The sequence below is a fragment of the Mesorhizobium sp. M1050 genome, from assembly GCF_040318715.1.
In the GTDB taxonomy this organism is placed as follows: domain Bacteria; phylum Pseudomonadota; class Alphaproteobacteria; order Rhizobiales; family Rhizobiaceae; genus Mesorhizobium.
Genome location: NZ_JAMYMV010000003.1, coordinates 112,616 through 127,215 on the forward strand (window position 1 = coordinate 112,616; position 14,600 = coordinate 127,215).

Here is a 14,600-nt window from a genome sequence, read left to right on the forward strand (position 1 = left end):
CTTCTCAATCGGCTGTCCTGATGCGACCTTGTTTCGCCGCACGCCCTTCATCTCTTGCGCAGCCCGGAAACTGCGTGATACCTCGCCCGCCAGGAACTCAGTCGCGGAACCGCCAAATGTCAAAAGCCAAAGACGTCAAGAAAGTCGTACTCGCCTATTCCGGCGGCCTCGACACATCGATCATCCTGAAATGGCTGCAGACGGAGCTCGGCGCCGAGGTCGTGACCTTCACCGCCGATCTTGGCCAGGGAGGTGAACTCGAGCCGGCCCGCCGCAAGGCCGAGATGATGGGCATCAAGGACATCCGCGTCGTCGACGTGCGCGAGGAGTTCGTCTCGGACTTCGTCTTTCCGATGTTCCGCGCCAACACCGTCTATGAAGGCACCTATCTGCTTGGCACCTCGATCGCGCGGCCGCTGATCTCCAAGCATCTGGTCGAGATCGCCAGGGAGACGGGCGCCGACGCGATTGCGCACGGCGCCACCGGCAAGGGCAACGACCAGGTTCGCTTCGAACTCTCGGCCTATGCGCTCAACCCCGACATCAAGGTCATCGCGCCATGGCGCGACTGGTCGTTCAAGTCGCGTACCGACCTGATCAATTTCGCCGAGCAGCACCAGATCCCGGTGCCCAAGGACAAGAAGGGCGACGCCCCGTTCTCGGTCGACGCCAACCTCCTGCACTCCTCTTCCGAGGGCAAGGTGCTGGAAGACCCATGGACCGAACCGCCGGAATTCGTTCACCAGCGCACCGTTTCGCCGATGGATGCGCCGGACAAGGTCACCGAGATCGAGATCGAGTTCCTCAAGGGCGATCCGATCGCACTCAACGGCAAGAAACTGTCGCCGGCAACCATGCTGGCAGCCCTCAACGATCTCGGCCGCGACAACGGCATCGGCCGGCTCGACCTCGTCGAAAACCGCTTCGTCGGCATGAAGTCGCGCGGCGTCTACGAGACGCCCGGCGGTACCATCCTGATATCAGCGCACCGTGCTATCGAATCGATCACGCTCGACCGCGGTGCCGCCCACCTCAAGGACGAATTCATGCCGCGCTACGCCGAGCTGATCTACAACGGCTTCTGGTTCGCGCCCGAGCGGCTGATGCTGCAGGCGATGATCGACAAGAGCCAGGAAGACGTGGAAGGCACGGTCCGGCTGAAGCTCTACAAGGGCAACGTCATGGTCACCGGCCGCAAGTCCAGGAAGACGCTCTATTCCGATGCGCTGGTCACCTTCGAGGACGACCGTGGCGCCTACGACCAGAAGGACGCCGCCGGCTTCATCCGCCTCAACGCGCTGCGGCTCAGGACGCTCGCGGCGCGCAACCGCAAGGGGTGACCTTCAACCTGCCGCCTCGAGCAAACCCGGCGTCCCTGCCGGGCCCGATTGTCGGCAAGGCGCTGCCCCTCGTCGCCTTGCCGCGCACTTCTCCTGTATAGCGACGGTTCAAACTGAAGTGATTGCCGCAGGAGGCCCGGCGCATGGCCGGGCCACTTGTCGAAGATGCCAGCTCTCAGTCGCCGTCTATCGCCGTGGCGATGCGGGCGATGGCCTGCTGATAGACGCTCGCGGAATTCCAGCCGGCGATCGCGCCGATATTCGACTGCGCACTGGCACCGGCCCGCCAGCCATGACCCTTGAGGAAGTTGGCGGTGGACGCCAACGCGGTGGCCTTGTCGCGCAGGTTTCCGCCGCCGACACCGTACTTCAAGACATTTCCAGGCAGGAACTGCGTGTGGCCAATCTCGCCATGGGCAGCGCCGACCGACGAGGCTGTCAACGCCCCACGATCAACCAGCTTCAGGGCTGCAATGGCATGCGGGTAAAAGAATTCCGGGCGGCGGCAATCATAGGCAAGCGTCAAAATTGCCGAGACCGTATTCTGGTTGCCCATGGCGGAGCCGAAGCCGGTCTCCATGCCCCAAATGGCGAGCAACACACCCGGCGACACGCCGTAGTTCGCCTCGATCTTGTCGAACAGCGCCGCGTTCGCCTTCTTCAGTGCGCGGCCCTTGGAAATGATCGCGGACCCGCCACGGCGTTTCATGAAATCGTCCACCGAGCCGCTGAAGGCCTTGTGGATGCCCCGGTCGACTGAGATCGTCTTTGTTGCGTAGGTCGCGCCGGCCAGGGCGGCCAGACCCCTGGCGCCCACACCTTCGGATTTGGCCTGCGCAGCGAACTCCGGCTTCCAAGCCTCGAAGCCGGCGCCGGTCTTGCCGCAGCTGGCTCCCGCCTGCGCGCCCGTCGCCAGCGCAAGCACCGACACCACGGCTGCTGCAAACATCTTTCCCTTGGCAAGAAATGCCATGTTGTTCTCCTGGTTGCCTGAATCACGTCCCAATTGCGAACTTGCCAGCGAAACACGCCCTTGTCACTGTCGCCGCTGCATTGCTGGCGAATGCCGTGGAATTTGCCTACGATCAAGTGATTATTGTGGCAAGCGGCCCCAAAAGAAGGCGTCGATATCGTGATCATCGGCGCCGGCTCGGTGGGTATTAACACAGCCTGGGCCCTGCTGGCGGCGGGCATCTGGCGGCGAATAGCCTCGATATATGGGAACGCCGGTGGGCGGTTCGCGTTGGGCACCTGCCGCCCTGAATATGCTGGCTCTGAAGGTTAGAGACCGACATGAAACTCTTCGACTGTCCGCATTGCGGCCATCGCCTCTATTTCGAGAACGCCCAGTGCCTGAACTGCGGCAGTCTCGTGCTCTACGATCCAGAGCACGCCCGTTTTGCGCTGTCGGATCTCGACGGCGTCTTCCAGTGCACCAATGCCGACGAATGCGCCTGCAACTGGATGGCCGAGCCCGGACAGGGGTTTTGCCGCGCCTGCGTACTGAACCAATTGATCCCTGACCTTTCCGTCGACGGCAACCGCCGGCGCTGGATACGCGTCGAGGCGGCGAAGAAGCGTGCCATTTATTCGCTGCTGGCCTTCGGACTGCCGGTTGCGCCCAAGCTAAGCCCTGCCGACGAGGTCGGGCTGGCCTTCGACTTCCTCGCCGATCCGATCGGCGGCGGGCCCGGCGGCGAGCGCATCCTGACCGGCCACGACAATGGCCTGATCACGCTCAACGTCGCCGAGGCGGATTCAGCCGAGCGCGAGAAGCGGCGCGTCGAGATGGGCGAGAACTATCGCACCTTGCTCGGCCATTTCCGCCACGAACTCGGCCACTACTACTGGGACCGCCTGATCCGCGACGATCCGCGGAGGCTGGAGGCGTTCCGTGCGCTGTTTGGCGATGAGCGCCCCGACTACGAACAGGCGTTGAAGTCGTATTATGCCAATGGTGCCGCGCCCGACTGGCAGCAAGCCCATATCTCGGCCTATGCCACCTCGCACCCATGGGAAGATTGGGCCGAGACCTGGGCCCACCATCTGCATATCACCGACACGTTGGAGATGGTCCACGCGCTGAACTTTCCGCTCGGCCGGCTGGAGACGGTGGAAGCCAACGATTTGCCGCGGGGCGATACCGGCGGCGGGCTGCAGGCGGCACCTTCGGAGCCGGCGACCGCGCCCGTGCCTTTCGAAAAGATCCTTGCCCGCTGGCTGGTGCTGTCTGAAGCCTCCAATTCGATCAACCGCTGCATGGGCCTGCCCGATCTCTACCCCTTCGTCATTTCGGACATGACGGCACGGAAACTGGTCTTCGTTCACGAACTTCTGACCGGTTTGCCGAAAGAAAAGGGAACAAATCGTGAGTTGGCGCAGGCCTTTTAGCGGGAACGCATGCGCCACTGATCCGTTTCGCAGGCGAGGGACCATGAAACGGAGAAAAGCCATGAAATCCCTACTGTTTCCGGCGGTCGCCGGAATGCTGACCGTGATGTCGGGCACCGCGCTTGCCGACACCGCCGTCTCCGCGGTTACCGATCTCAACGTCCGCGCCGGGCCCGGCCCGCAATATCCTGTCATTGGCGTGCTTGCCGCCGGCCAGTCGGCGACGCTCAATGGCTGCATCGAAAACAGCAAATGGTGCACCATCGCCGAGACCGGCGGCCAGGGCTGGGTCTATTCCGACTATGTGACGACTAATTCCGGCGGCAGCCGGGTGGTGCTGACGCAACGCCGTTCCAGCGTTGCTGTGGTCTCGCCCCCGGACGACATCGGCGACTATTCGACCGACTATACCGGCGCGATCATCGCCAGCGATCCGGTGGTGGATGAATTTCCGCCGCCTCCCGCCGAGGTCCGCACCTATGTCGACACGCATCGCCTCGATCCAGTCTATCTTGAAGGCGAGGTGGTGACCGGCGCGATCTTGCCGGACACCGTCGAGCTGCGCGAAATCCCGAACTACGACTATCGCTATGTCTACGTGAACGGCCAGCGGGCGCTGATCGACCCGCAGACGCGGCGCATCATGTACGTGGTACGCTGACAGAGAATTGCATAAGGCGGCCGCAACCGCAGCGGCCGCCTGACTGACAGGCAGAGCCGTGCTGCCATGCGGGCCATCGATGGACGTGTTGCGATCTCCGAGACGCGAATGCTCCCTTGCGAAATCGATTCCGATTTTCTCGGCCCCCGGCTAGAGCAATTCAAGGAAAAGCGTGACGCGGTTTTCCGTCCGGAATTGCGTCAAAACATAGAGTTAGAGCGGTTCGCCGTTTTCGTGAAACGGTGAAATGCCCTAGATCAACAGGCAGTGAATTCGGCAAGGAACCAGCGTGACGATCGATTCGGCCGCCTTCGAACGCTATCGGCGCTCACCCAACGCCAGGACGACCTTACCGCGCCTGCTCCTGGGAACCGCGATCGTCATCCTGTTCTGGGCCGCGACGACGATGGCCGTGCTGTTCGGCGGCATCTATGCGTTCTTTGCCTGGCAGGCCGGTGCGGCGACGCCATCCGGCGTGCATGGGTTCCTCGCCTCGCCCCTCGGCATCTTCACCGCGCTTGCGTCGTTTGCCGGCATCTGGATCGGCCTGTGGATCGCCATGCGCTGGGTCCACCGTGAGAAGCTGTCGGCGCTGCTCGGCGTCAGCCGCCGCGTGTCGCGATCGGACTTTCTCAAGGGGTTGATTGCGGTGCTGATCACCTCTCTTGTCTCCGAGATCCTGCTCTATCTCTTGCAGCCCGAGATCGCGCGCGGTCCGATCAGCCTGTCATCCTGGCTGCTGTTTGCAATGCCGATCGTCGCGCTCACCGGGCTGCAGACGTCTTCGGAAGAGGTGCTGTTCCGCGGCTATCTGCTGCGGGGCTTGGCCAACCGGTTCAGCAGCCCGTTCATCTGGGCGCTGCTGCCGGCCCTGCTGTTCACCGCGCTGCATTGGAGCCCCGGCTCATCCGCCGCCATCAACGCCTGCGTGCTCGCCTCGATCGCCGCTTTCGCGCTGCTGCTGACGGTTGTCGTCTATGCCACCGGCAATCTCGGCGCTGCCCTCGGCGCTCATCTCGGCAACAATCTGACCGGCTTCCTGCTGATCTCGCATCAGGAGAGCTACAATTCCTTCGCCCTGTTCAATGCCAGGCCACTCGAAGGACCAGGCTGGACGACAGCTGATGCAGTACTTATCGCCTTCATCGGCATCGGCTGCAGCCTGCTGACGATCGTGCTGCTTTTACATTCGCGTTCGCCGCTCAGGGTGGCCGCCGAGCTTCCGAATAGAGCGAGCTCGGCCTGATCGCAGCCCGGGGGACAAGGCGAAACTGCGCTTGTCTTGACTCTGGCGCCGATTTCCTGTCTACAGCCCCGAATTCCGCGACGAGTATCCCTCCGAGCAAGCCGACCAGGACGCCGAAACCTTTTCGAGGCGAAGTGCTGTAAATCGATCCTGGAGGCCAACACCCGGCAGCGCTGAGCGCCCCCGGGTGCGTTTTGGTTTTGGCTTTTGCTCGCCATGAGACTTGGACACTTGGCGCGAACGCATTACCTCTCGGGCACCGCTTGCCTGGGAAAAGGAAAAAGAATGTTTGAATCGCTTCAGGAGCGTCTTGGCTCCATCCTGAACGGCCTCACCGGCCGCGGTGCCCTGTCCGAGGCGGATGTCTCGGCAGCACTGCGCGAGGTGCGCCGTGCGCTGCTCGAGGCAGACGTGGCGCTGGAAGTGGTGCGCTCGTTCACCGACAAGGTGCGCGAGAAAGCCGTCGGCGCCGCAGTTGTCAAATCGATCAAGCCCGGCCAGATGGTCGTCAAGATCGTCCATGACGAGCTGGTCGACATGCTCGGCGCCGAGGGCGTCGCCGTCGATCTCAATGCGCCGGCACCGGTCGTCATCATGATGGTCGGCCTGCAGGGTTCCGGCAAAACGACCACTTCGGCCAAGATCGCCAAGCGCCTTTCCGAGCGTCAGAACAAGAAAGTCCTGATGGCCTCGCTCGACACGCGGCGTCCTGCCGCGCAGGAGCAGCTTCGCCAGCTCGGCGAACAGGTCAAGGTCGCCACGCTGCCGATCATCGACGGCCAGTCGCCGGTCGACATCGCGCGCCGCGCCGTGCAGGCGGCCAAACTCGGCGGCCACGACATCGTCATCCTCGACACTGCCGGCCGTACCCATATCGACGAGCCGCTGATGGTCGAGATGGCCGACATCAAGAAGGTGTCGAGCCCGCACGAGATCCTGCTGGTCGCCGACTCGCTGACCGGCCAGGACGCCGTCAATCTGGCCAAGAGCTTCGACGAACGTGTCGGCATTACCGGCCTGGTGCTGACCCGCATGGATGGCGACGGTCGCGGCGGCGCGGCACTTTCGATGCGCGCCGTCACCGGCAAGCCGATCAAGCTGATCGGCACCGGCGAAAAGATGGACGGGCTGGAGGAATTCCACCCCAAGCGCATTGCCGACCGCATTCTCGGCATGGGCGACATTGTCTCGCTCGTCGAGAAGGCCGCCGAAAACATCGATGCCGAACAGGCGGCGGCGATGGCCAAAAAGATGCAGTCGGGCAAGTTCGACCTGAACGACCTCGCCAGCCAGCTTCAGCAGATGTCGAAGATGGGTGGCATGGGCGGCATCATGGGCATGATGCCCGGCATGGGCAAGATGAAGGACCAAATGGCTGCCGCCGGTCTCGACGACAAGATGTTCGGCCGCCAGCTCGCCATCATCTCGTCGATGACCAAGGCCGAGCGCGCCAACCCCGATTTGCTCAAGCATTCGCGCAAGAAGCGCATCGCCGCCGGTTCCGGCACCGACGCGGCCGAAATCAACAAGCTGCTCAAGATGCACCGCGGAATGGCCGACATGATGAAGGCGATGGGCGGCAAGGGCAAAGGCGGCGGCCTGATGCGCGGCATGATGGGTGGCCTCGCCTCCAAGATGGGCCTCGGCGGCATGATGCCGGGCGGCATGGGCGGCATGATGGGCGGCGGCATGCCGGACCTGTCGAAGATGGACCCCAAGCAGCTCGAGGCCTTGCAGAAGCAAGCGCAGGCATCCGGTCTTGGCGGCATGAAAGGGCTTCCCGGTGGTGGTGGTCTGCCCGGGCTGCCCGGCGGCATGAAACTTCCCGGTCTGCCCGGAATGGGCGGCGGGTTGCCTGGCCTCGGCAAGAAGAAGTGAGGACGTCATGAACGAAGAAAAGGACATGGCCGACGCACGCACCATCCTGGCCGACTATCGCGCCTCGATCGACAACATCGACGCGGCACTCATCCACATGCTGGCCGAGCGCTTCCGCTGCACCAAGGCGGTCGGCGTACTCAAGGCGACGCATGGCCTGCCGCCGGCCGACCCGGCGCGCGAGCAGCAGCAGATCGCCCGGCTTCGCCAACTGGCGAAGGATGCCCATCTCGACCCAGATTTCGCGGAAAAATTCCTCAACTTCGTCGTCCGCGAAGTGATCCGCCACCACGAACAGATCGCCGCTTCGAACGGTGGCGAAACAAAGACCTCGCTGCCGACGGCGTGACGAAAACCAACTGAAACCCGATCAACGAACTGAGAATTTTTAGGAGAATAGAAATGCCCTTGAAGATCCGACTGGCCCGCGCTGGCTCGAAGAAGCGTCCTTACTATCACGTCGTCATCGCCGACGCCCGTTCGCCGCGTGACGGCCGGTTCATCGAGTCGATCGGCTCGTGGAACCCGCTGCTGCCCAAGGACGGCGAACGCGTCAAGGTCGACGCCGAACGCGTCAAGCATTGGCTGGCGCATGGCGCCCAGCCGACCGATCGCGTGCTGCGCTTCCTCGACGAGGCCGGACTCGTCAAGCGCGAAGCCCGCGCCAATCCGAAGAAGGCCGAGCCGGGCAAGAAGGCGCAGGAACGCGCTGCCCTTCTGAAGAAGGCGCAGGAAGACGCGGCAGCCGCTGCCGCGGCCGCCACTGCTGCACCGGCCGAGGCGGAAGCCGCCACCGCCGAATAAATATTGCCATATCGCATCCACGAAAACGGCGGGCGAAGGCCCGCCGTTTTGCTATGTCGACATCACTTTGCGAACGCGGCCTATCAATATCCGCGTGGGCAGCGGTCGATGTAGACGCTGCCATAACGATCGCGGTAGCGGCATTCGCCCCGTTCGCTCGCCCGGCCGATCAACGCACCGGCAACAGCGCCGACAGCGCCGCCGACCACCGCGCCCTGAACCGGATTGTTGGCGACCGCCGCACCGACGGCAGCACCACCCAATCCGCCGACAGCCGCGCCCTTTTCCGTTTGCGAACAAGCGGCGAGCGGCACCAGCAAGGCCATCAAAAGCATCGTTTTCTTCATTGTCGTTCCTCTCCAGGTAGGAGCCGCCTCCTCCGCCGAGCAAATACCTAACTCGCAACTGGCCGATTTGATCCAAAGGAGATTGCCGGCGAAGGGCTAGCTTTCCAGCAGGCAGCGGAGCTTCGATTGCGGCCGGCCTTCCAATGTAAACGCCATGCGGGATATCGCTTATCGGCTGAGCCGGATCAGCGCGCGCACCCCGCGCAGCGTGTCGGAGTGGCTATCGTCACCCTTCGCGGGTGGATATTGAGGGACGTCGCGGCCCGTATCCATCGAGAAGAAAGAATGACCGGCGAAACCGATCTGAAGACACTGCTGGGATCGATGACGCCGGAACTGCTCGCCGGCACCTATGTCTTCGCCACGCTCGCGCCCGGCGTCGCGCAGCCGCGAGGCCTCGACCCGGTGATGGTGTTCCGCGAGCGCGAGGGCGCGACGCTTATCGTGGCCGAGGAGGCGGCCAGCGCAGCTGCGCTGACCACTTCGTTCCGCTGCCGGATGCTGACGCTGAACATCCATTCGTCGCTGGAGGCCGTCGGCTTCCTCGCCGCCATCACCACCCGCCTGGCCGCCGCCGGCATGGGCGTCAATCCTGTCTCAGCCTTCTACCACGACCATCTTTTCGTCCCCGCCGACCGGGCGGAGGAAGCGCTGGAGCTGTTGGTCAATTGGACAAGGGAAGGGGCGGCTGAACTTTGACAGCACCCCATAAGTCGCGTAAATTACGTCAATAACGTAACTTACGCGATTTAGGATGGACCATGCGTAAAGTTCCCACCACCGAATTCACCCGTAATTTCGGGCGCTACCGGGAGATCGTGCAGCGTGAGCCGGTCGCCGTGATGAGTCACGGGAGGCCAACCGGCTATTTCGTTTCGGCTGTCGAGTATGAAGAGCTGCAGCACTACAAGAACCTGGCCCGGCAATCATTTGCGACCAAGGATCTGCAGCGCGAGGAAGTGGAAGCTATCGCCGGCGGCCGCATGTCATCGGAACATGATCATCTCAATGCCTTGATGAATCCCAAGTAAGGCATGCCGCTTCCCGACCCGCAACTCGGCCTCGTGATCTCCTACGCGTATTTGTGGCATCATGAGCAGCAAGCCGGACAGGATGAAGGGCGGAAAGATCGCCCTTGCGTGATCGTCCTCGCCGTCGAGCGCGGCGCCGATGGCCTGATCGTCACGGTGGTGCCAATCACGCATGTATCGCCAGCAGACCCATCGCTGGCGATCGAGCTGCCACCAGCCGTCAAAGGTCACTTGGGTCTGGACGGCAAGCGCTCATGGGTGATGCTCCACGAAGGCAATCGCTTCGTATGGCCAGGCTATGACCTACGTCCCGTACCACGCTCCACCGATCGCTACGACTACGGCCTGCTGCCGCCACGGCTGTTTTCGTCGATGGTGGAGCGCCTCAAGACGATCTGGGAAACCGGGCAAGGCCGTCAGGTGCCGCGCGACTGACCGTTACGGATGGCAACGCCGATCGGTCAGCGAAGGATAATTCGAAGAGTCCCGCTTGGCGCCGCATTCCGGCCAAAGGCCGAGCCCGCGACGGCGGGCCGCCGGTCGTCCGGCGCCCCCGCGGAGGGCCCGCCGCGGCAGCGGCGATACGGCCCGTGAGCGAAAACTGATGGCCGTCAGGCCGCCTTCTTCTTCGGCTGGATCAGGCCGCGCTCGACCAGCAGTTCGGCAATCTGCACGGCGTTGAGCGCCGCGCCCTTGCGCAGATTGTCGGAGACGATCCACATCGACAGGCCGTTGTCGATGGTCGAATCCTCACGGATGCGCGAGATGAAGGTGGCGTCCTCGCCGGCCGATTCCAGCGGCGTGATGTAGCCGCCGTCCTCGCGCTTGTCCAAGACCTGGCAGCCCGGGGCGTCCCGAAGAATATCCCGAGCCTCGTCGGCGGTGATCGGCTTTTCGAACTCGATGTTGACCGCTTCCGAATGGCCGATGAACACCGGAACTCGAACGCAGGTCGCCGTCAGCTTGATCTTGGGGTCGAGCATCTTCTTGGTCTCGGCGACCATCTTCCACTCTTCCTTGGTGAAACCGTCGTCGAGGAAGACGTCGATGTGCGGGATAACGTTGAAGGCGATGCGCTTGGTGAACTTCTTGACGTCGACGGTGTCGGCGACGAACACGGCGCGCGTCTGCGTGAACAGCTCGTCCATGCCTTCCTTGCCGGCGCCCGATACCGACTGGTAGGTGGCGACGACGACGCGCTTGATGGTGGCGAAGTCGTGTAGCGGCTTCAGCGCCACGACGAGCTGCGCCGTCGAGCAGTTCGGGTTGGCAATGATGTTCTTGCGCGTGAACAGCGAGATCGCATCCGGGTTAACTTCCGGCACGATCAGCGGCACGTCCTGGTCGTAGCGGAAGGCCGACGAATTATCGATGACGACGCAGCCCTGCTTGCCGATCTTCGGCGACCATTCCTTGGAGACGTTGCCGCCGGCCGACATGATGCAGATGTCGGTGTCGGAAAAATCATACTGGTCGAGCGATTTGACCTTCAGCGTGCGGTCGCCGAACGACACTTCGGTGCCCTGGCTGCGCCGCGAGGCCAGCGCCACGACTTCGCTTACCGGAAAGCCGCGCTCTTCCAGTATGTTGAGCATTTCCCGGCCCACATTGCCCGTGGCGCCGACGATCGCTACCTTGAAACTCATTAGAAATCTCCTGTCCCTCTCCGCTTGGTTTTTGGAGAAACCCGCTGGCCGATGCGGGTTCCGTCCCCCGGGCCGGACCCGGGAGAGGGTGGTTAGGCCAAGGGAGTCACACCGTTTTGGTGGTGGTTTTGGCCATAGTTTTGCTAGAACGGGGAGACGCGCCGACGCGCCCGGCCCAATGATGTGCATTGCGGCCAGGGAGGTCGAATGCAAGAAACGCCATCAAAAGGCCGCGCATCGAAACTATCCTGTTCGGTGCCGGCTTTTACGCGGTTTGCGTCAAGAGTCAATTGCCGAGCGACCTCGGTTTCCCGCGCACCCTGTACAATGGCGGCTGCGCGAAGTACGAACAGCCAAGATTGTTTTGGCTGGCGCTAGGTCGGCCCCGGCATGTGCTCCATGATGAGCGCAGACCCTAAATTCCGAAAGAGTGAGATGTCCAATTTCGAAGCACTTGTCCCAGCGCTTGCCAGGGCGCTGGAAAAACGCGGCTATTCCGAGCTGACCCCGGTACAGAAGGCGGTTGTTGCCCCCGAACTCGGCCAGGCCGATGCGCTGGTTTCCGCGCAGACCGGCTCCGGCAAGACGGTCGCCTTCGGCCTTGCCCTGGCGCCGACCTTGCTTGACGGCGCCGAGCGCTTTGGCCACGCCGCGGCACCGTTGGCGCTGGCGGTGGCGCCGACGCGCGAACTGGCGCTGCAGGTTACGCGCGAGTTGGAGTGGCTCTACGAGCTGACCGGCGCCACGGTGGCGTCCTGCGTCGGCGGCATGGACATGCGCTCGGAGCGGCGTGTGCTGGAGCGCGGCGCCCATATCGTCGTCGGCACGCCCGGCCGGCTGCGAGACCACATCACGCGGCACTCGCTCGACATGTCGGCGCTGAAGGCAGTGGTGCTAGACGAGGCCGACGAGATGCTCGATCTCGGGTTTCGCGAGGACCTCGAATTCATCCTCGACGCCGCACCGGCCGAGCGCCGCACGCTGATGTTCTCGGCCACCGTGCCGCGCTCCATCGCCACGCTCGCGCAAGGATATCAGCGCGATGCCGTGCGCATTTCAGCCGCCGGCGAGGAAAAGCAGCATCTCGACATCGAATACCGGGCGCTGAGCGTCGCCCAGCCCGACCGGGAAAACGCCATCATCAACGTGCTGCGTTTCTACGAGGCGAAGAACGCGCTGGTGTTTTGCAACACGCGCGCCGCCGTCAACCATCTGACCGCGCGCTTCAACAACCGCAATTTTTCGGTCGTGGCGCTGTCCGGCGAGCTCAGCCAGAACGAACGTAGCCATGCCTTGCAGGCGATGCGCGACGGCCGCGCAGAAGTCTGCATCGCCACCGACGTCGCGGCGCGCGGCATCGACCTGCCCAACCTCGAACTGGTCGTCCATGCCGACCTGCCGACCAATCCGGAAACGCTGCTGCACCGCAGCGGTCGCACCGGCCGCGCCGGGCGCAAGGGCGTCAGCGCGCTGATCGTGCCCAACAGTGCCCGCAAGCGCACCGAGCGGCTGTTGCAGAACGCCGGCCTCAAGGCGACATGGGCGAGCCCGCCCTCGGCCGACGACGTGATACGGCGCGACGACGAACGCATCATTGCCGATCCGGTCTTCGACGAACCGGTGAAGGAGGACGAGCGCGGTTTCATCGACGCGCTGCTCGCCAAACATGGCGCCGAACAGGTGGCCGCAGCTTTCGTGCGCCAGTGCCGCGCCAGCCGATCGGCGCCCGAGGACCTCATCGAAATCGCGCCGTTCACGCCATCGCGTGAAAGACCGGCGGGCGAAGGTTTCGCACGTCGCGACGAAGCACCCAGCCGCCGCGACGATTTCGGCGCCAGCGTCTGGTTCTCGCTGTCGATCGGGCGCCGGCAGAATGCCGAACCGCGCTGGCTGATCCCGATGCTGTGCCGCACCGGCAGCATCAGCAAGCGCGAGATCGGCGCCATCAAGATGCAACCGGAAGAGACCTTCGTGCAGATCGCGGCGGACTGGGCCGACCGCTTCCTGGCGGCGATCGGTCCCGACCGCAAACTGCAGAACAACATCATGGTGAAGCGGTTGGACGGCACGCCCGACCTGTCGCGTGCCGGCTACCAGGCGCCAAGCCCCGACAAGAAACCGCATCGTGGCAAGGCACCGTTCGATCCCAACGCGCCGAAGCGCAAGTTCGAAAAGCACGCACCGGCGTCAGCCGATCAGCGCCCGACGGTCGCGCATGAGACAAAGCCTTGGGCGAAGAAGCCGGGTAAGCCGAAGTTCGAAAACACCGGCGCGCCCAAGCACAAGAAGGCGAAGAAGCGGCCTTCATAAGATCGCAAGCAGCTTCATTTTCCGGCAGCGACGGCAGGCACTTCATAGTGCCGCTTGCCCATCGGCTCGGCCCTGTGCCACATCTTGATCGGGACGTGGCGAAGGGGTGGCCTATGCGCGGCGAAGTGCTTCATTATGACGATGACCAGGGTTTTGGCTTCATCATTGGAGCCGATGGCAATCGTTACACCTTCACCCGCGAGAACCTGCGCCGGGAAAGCGCCATGCCCAGGGGCACGGTCGTCGAGTTCGAGCCGGGCGGCGGCCAGGCACGCGATGCCTTTTCGATTGGTGTCCAGACGGCCATCGAGGCCCCGCACGCTGACGCCGGAACCGCCCCGATTCAAGCTGGCAACGCAACGGCAGCTTCCGCTGTCCATGCCCAGCATTTCGGCCGCTCGTCCGAGCCCGTCGAGCGCACCGGCCTATGGGACTATTTCTGGCGCGGCGTGACGCAGAACTATTTCAATTTCGCCGGCCGGGCCCGCCGCAAGGAATATTGGGGCTATTTCCTGTTCTGGGTGGTCTCGCTGCTGATCATCGGCGGCATCGGTCTTTTCGCCGACAGCGAAATGGGCAATTTCGACAGCAGCGTATCGGCGGCGGTAACCGTTGGCCTTTGCGTCACCTTCGTGCTGGCGACCCTGCTGCCAAGCCTCGGCATGACCGTTCGCCGCATCCATGACATCGGCCTGTCGGGCTGGCTGTATCTGGTGATCTTAATCCCGACCATCGGCAGCCTGATCATCCTGGTCTTCGCGCTGATCCCGACGCAGGCCCGGGAAAACCAGTGGGGGCCGGTGCCGACGGGAGTCAGGGTTTAGGCTGCAGTGCGACCGGGCGCCGGCCGAGCTTCAGTTTTCTCGTCGACGTTCGCGCTGCCCCTCACCTGCCTGCCGGCATCCTCTTCCCGTAAACGGGGCGAGGGGCGCTCTTCTCGGTGATT

General features: G+C 63.4%; 15 protein-coding genes. 12 read left to right on the forward strand and 3 right to left on the reverse strand.

Annotation, left to right across the window (positions count from 1 at the left end; translation table 11 throughout):
* Positions 1 to 116 precede the first annotated feature (116 nt).
* Complete coding sequence (locus NKH57_RS02925; protein WP_352728807.1) at positions 117 to 1,340, forward strand: argininosuccinate synthase; 1,224 nt, start codon at positions 117 to 119, stop codon at positions 1,338 to 1,340.
* A gap of 175 nt (positions 1,341 to 1,515) precedes the next feature.
* Here NKH57_RS02925 and NKH57_RS02930 read toward each other — a convergent pair whose 3' ends face one another.
* Positions 1,516 to 2,313, reverse strand: a complete 798-nt coding sequence (locus tag NKH57_RS02930) for a lytic murein transglycosylase (protein ID WP_023758945.1) — start codon at positions 2,311 to 2,313, stop codon at positions 1,516 to 1,518.
* Between the two features lie 320 nt (positions 2,314 to 2,633).
* Between NKH57_RS02930 and NKH57_RS02935 the strand changes: the two genes are divergently transcribed.
* From NKH57_RS02935 to rpsP, 6 genes are all read left to right on the forward strand, one after another.
* A complete protein-coding gene (locus NKH57_RS02935; protein ID WP_352941547.1) occupies positions 2,634 to 3,731 on the forward strand; it encodes a zinc-binding metallopeptidase family protein in 1,098 nt (365 codons plus the stop codon).
* Between the two features lie 61 nt (positions 3,732 to 3,792).
* Complete coding sequence (locus NKH57_RS02940; protein ID WP_352941550.1) at positions 3,793 to 4,392, forward strand: DUF1236 domain-containing protein; 600 nt, start codon at positions 3,793 to 3,795, stop codon at positions 4,390 to 4,392.
* 289 nt (positions 4,393 to 4,681) lie between these two features.
* Positions 4,682 to 5,638 carry a CPBP family intramembrane glutamic endopeptidase gene (locus tag NKH57_RS02945; RefSeq protein ID WP_352941552.1) on the forward strand — a complete coding sequence of 319 codons (957 nt, stop codon included), beginning with the start codon at positions 4,682 to 4,684 and terminating at the stop codon, positions 5,636 to 5,638.
* 285 nt (positions 5,639 to 5,923) lie between these two features.
* Positions 5,924 to 7,516, forward strand: coding sequence for a signal recognition particle protein (gene ffh, locus NKH57_RS02950; RefSeq protein WP_352941555.1), 1,593 nt, complete (start codon positions 5,924 to 5,926; stop codon positions 7,514 to 7,516).
* A 7-nt stretch (positions 7,517 to 7,523) separates the two neighbouring features.
* Positions 7,524 to 7,865: a chorismate mutase gene (locus tag NKH57_RS02955; protein WP_023758950.1), complete on the forward strand. Its 342-nt coding sequence runs from the start codon at positions 7,524 to 7,526 to the stop codon at positions 7,863 to 7,865.
* Positions 7,866 to 7,918: 53 nt separating this feature from the next.
* On the forward strand, positions 7,919 to 8,320 hold the full coding sequence (gene rpsP, locus NKH57_RS02960) for a 30S ribosomal protein S16 (protein WP_352486144.1): 402 nt from the start codon (positions 7,919 to 7,921) through the stop codon (positions 8,318 to 8,320).
* Positions 8,321 to 8,403: 83 nt separating this feature from the next.
* Here rpsP and NKH57_RS02965 read toward each other — a convergent pair whose 3' ends face one another.
* On the reverse strand, positions 8,404 to 8,667 hold the full coding sequence (locus NKH57_RS02965; RefSeq protein ID WP_352941559.1) for a YMGG-like glycine zipper-containing protein: 264 nt from the start codon (positions 8,665 to 8,667) through the stop codon (positions 8,404 to 8,406).
* A gap of 285 nt (positions 8,668 to 8,952) precedes the next feature.
* On the opposite strand from NKH57_RS02965, the gene NKH57_RS02970 reads away from it, so the two are divergent.
* The 3 genes from NKH57_RS02970 to NKH57_RS02980 all read left to right on the forward strand — a co-directional run bounded on the left by NKH57_RS02970 (position 8,953) and on the right by NKH57_RS02980 (position 10,133).
* Positions 8,953 to 9,366 carry an ACT domain-containing protein gene (locus NKH57_RS02970; RefSeq protein WP_352941561.1) on the forward strand — a complete coding sequence of 138 codons (414 nt, stop codon included), beginning with the start codon at positions 8,953 to 8,955 and terminating at the stop codon, positions 9,364 to 9,366.
* A 62-nt stretch (positions 9,367 to 9,428) separates the two neighbouring features.
* Complete coding sequence (locus NKH57_RS02975; RefSeq protein WP_352941563.1) at positions 9,429 to 9,698, forward strand: type II toxin-antitoxin system prevent-host-death family antitoxin; 270 nt, start codon at positions 9,429 to 9,431, stop codon at positions 9,696 to 9,698.
* A gap of 3 nt (positions 9,699 to 9,701) precedes the next feature.
* Entirely contained in the window at positions 9,702 to 10,133 is a 432-nt protein-coding gene (locus tag NKH57_RS02980) for a type II toxin-antitoxin system PemK/MazF family toxin (RefSeq protein WP_352941565.1), read from the forward strand.
* A gap of 176 nt (positions 10,134 to 10,309) precedes the next feature.
* Here the strand turns inward: NKH57_RS02980 and NKH57_RS02985 are convergent, their stop codons facing one another.
* Entirely contained in the window at positions 10,310 to 11,344 is a 1,035-nt protein-coding gene (locus NKH57_RS02985; RefSeq protein ID WP_352836968.1) for an aspartate-semialdehyde dehydrogenase, read from the reverse strand.
* Positions 11,345 to 11,779: 435 nt separating this feature from the next.
* On the opposite strand from NKH57_RS02985, the gene NKH57_RS02990 reads away from it, so the two are divergent.
* Together NKH57_RS02990 and NKH57_RS02995 are read left to right on the forward strand one after the other, a co-directional pair.
* Positions 11,780 to 13,654, forward strand: coding sequence for a DEAD/DEAH box helicase (locus NKH57_RS02990; RefSeq protein ID WP_352941568.1), 1,875 nt, complete (start codon positions 11,780 to 11,782; stop codon positions 13,652 to 13,654).
* A gap of 113 nt (positions 13,655 to 13,767) precedes the next feature.
* Positions 13,768 to 14,478 carry a DUF805 domain-containing protein gene (locus NKH57_RS02995; RefSeq protein WP_352941571.1) on the forward strand — a complete coding sequence of 237 codons (711 nt, stop codon included), beginning with the start codon at positions 13,768 to 13,770 and terminating at the stop codon, positions 14,476 to 14,478.
* Positions 14,479 to 14,600: the final 122 nt, after the last annotated feature.

Excerpts from the sequence above, each read along its gene's own strand:
- NKH57_RS02925 (WP_352728807.1), top strand. The coding sequence starts at position 117 with ATGTCAAAAGCCAAAGACGTCAAGAAAGTCGTACTCGCCTATTCCGGC.
- NKH57_RS02930 (WP_023758945.1), bottom strand. The coding sequence starts at position 2,313 with ATGGCATTTCTTGCCAAGGGAAAGATGTTTGCAGCAGCCGTGGTGTCG.
- NKH57_RS02935 (WP_352941547.1), top strand. The coding sequence starts at position 2,634 with ATGAAACTCTTCGACTGTCCGCATTGCGGCCATCGCCTCTATTTCGAG.
- NKH57_RS02940 (WP_352941550.1), top strand. The coding sequence starts at position 3,793 with ATGAAATCCCTACTGTTTCCGGCGGTCGCCGGAATGCTGACCGTGATG.
- ffh (WP_352941555.1), top strand. The coding sequence starts at position 5,924 with ATGTTTGAATCGCTTCAGGAGCGTCTTGGCTCCATCCTGAACGGCCTC.
- NKH57_RS02955 (WP_023758950.1), top strand. The coding sequence starts at position 7,524 with ATGAACGAAGAAAAGGACATGGCCGACGCACGCACCATCCTGGCCGAC.
- rpsP (WP_352486144.1), top strand. The coding sequence starts at position 7,919 with ATGCCCTTGAAGATCCGACTGGCCCGCGCTGGCTCGAAGAAGCGTCCT.
- NKH57_RS02965 (WP_352941559.1), bottom strand. The coding sequence starts at position 8,667 with ATGAAGAAAACGATGCTTTTGATGGCCTTGCTGGTGCCGCTCGCCGCT.
- NKH57_RS02970 (WP_352941561.1), top strand. The coding sequence starts at position 8,953 with ATGACCGGCGAAACCGATCTGAAGACACTGCTGGGATCGATGACGCCG.
- NKH57_RS02975 (WP_352941563.1), top strand. The coding sequence starts at position 9,429 with ATGCGTAAAGTTCCCACCACCGAATTCACCCGTAATTTCGGGCGCTAC.
- NKH57_RS02980 (WP_352941565.1), top strand. The coding sequence starts at position 9,702 with ATGCCGCTTCCCGACCCGCAACTCGGCCTCGTGATCTCCTACGCGTAT.
- NKH57_RS02985 (WP_352836968.1), bottom strand. The coding sequence starts at position 11,344 with ATGAGTTTCAAGGTAGCGATCGTCGGCGCCACGGGCAATGTGGGCCGG.
- NKH57_RS02990 (WP_352941568.1), top strand. The coding sequence starts at position 11,780 with ATGTCCAATTTCGAAGCACTTGTCCCAGCGCTTGCCAGGGCGCTGGAA.
- NKH57_RS02995 (WP_352941571.1), top strand. The coding sequence starts at position 13,768 with ATGCGCGGCGAAGTGCTTCATTATGACGATGACCAGGGTTTTGGCTTC.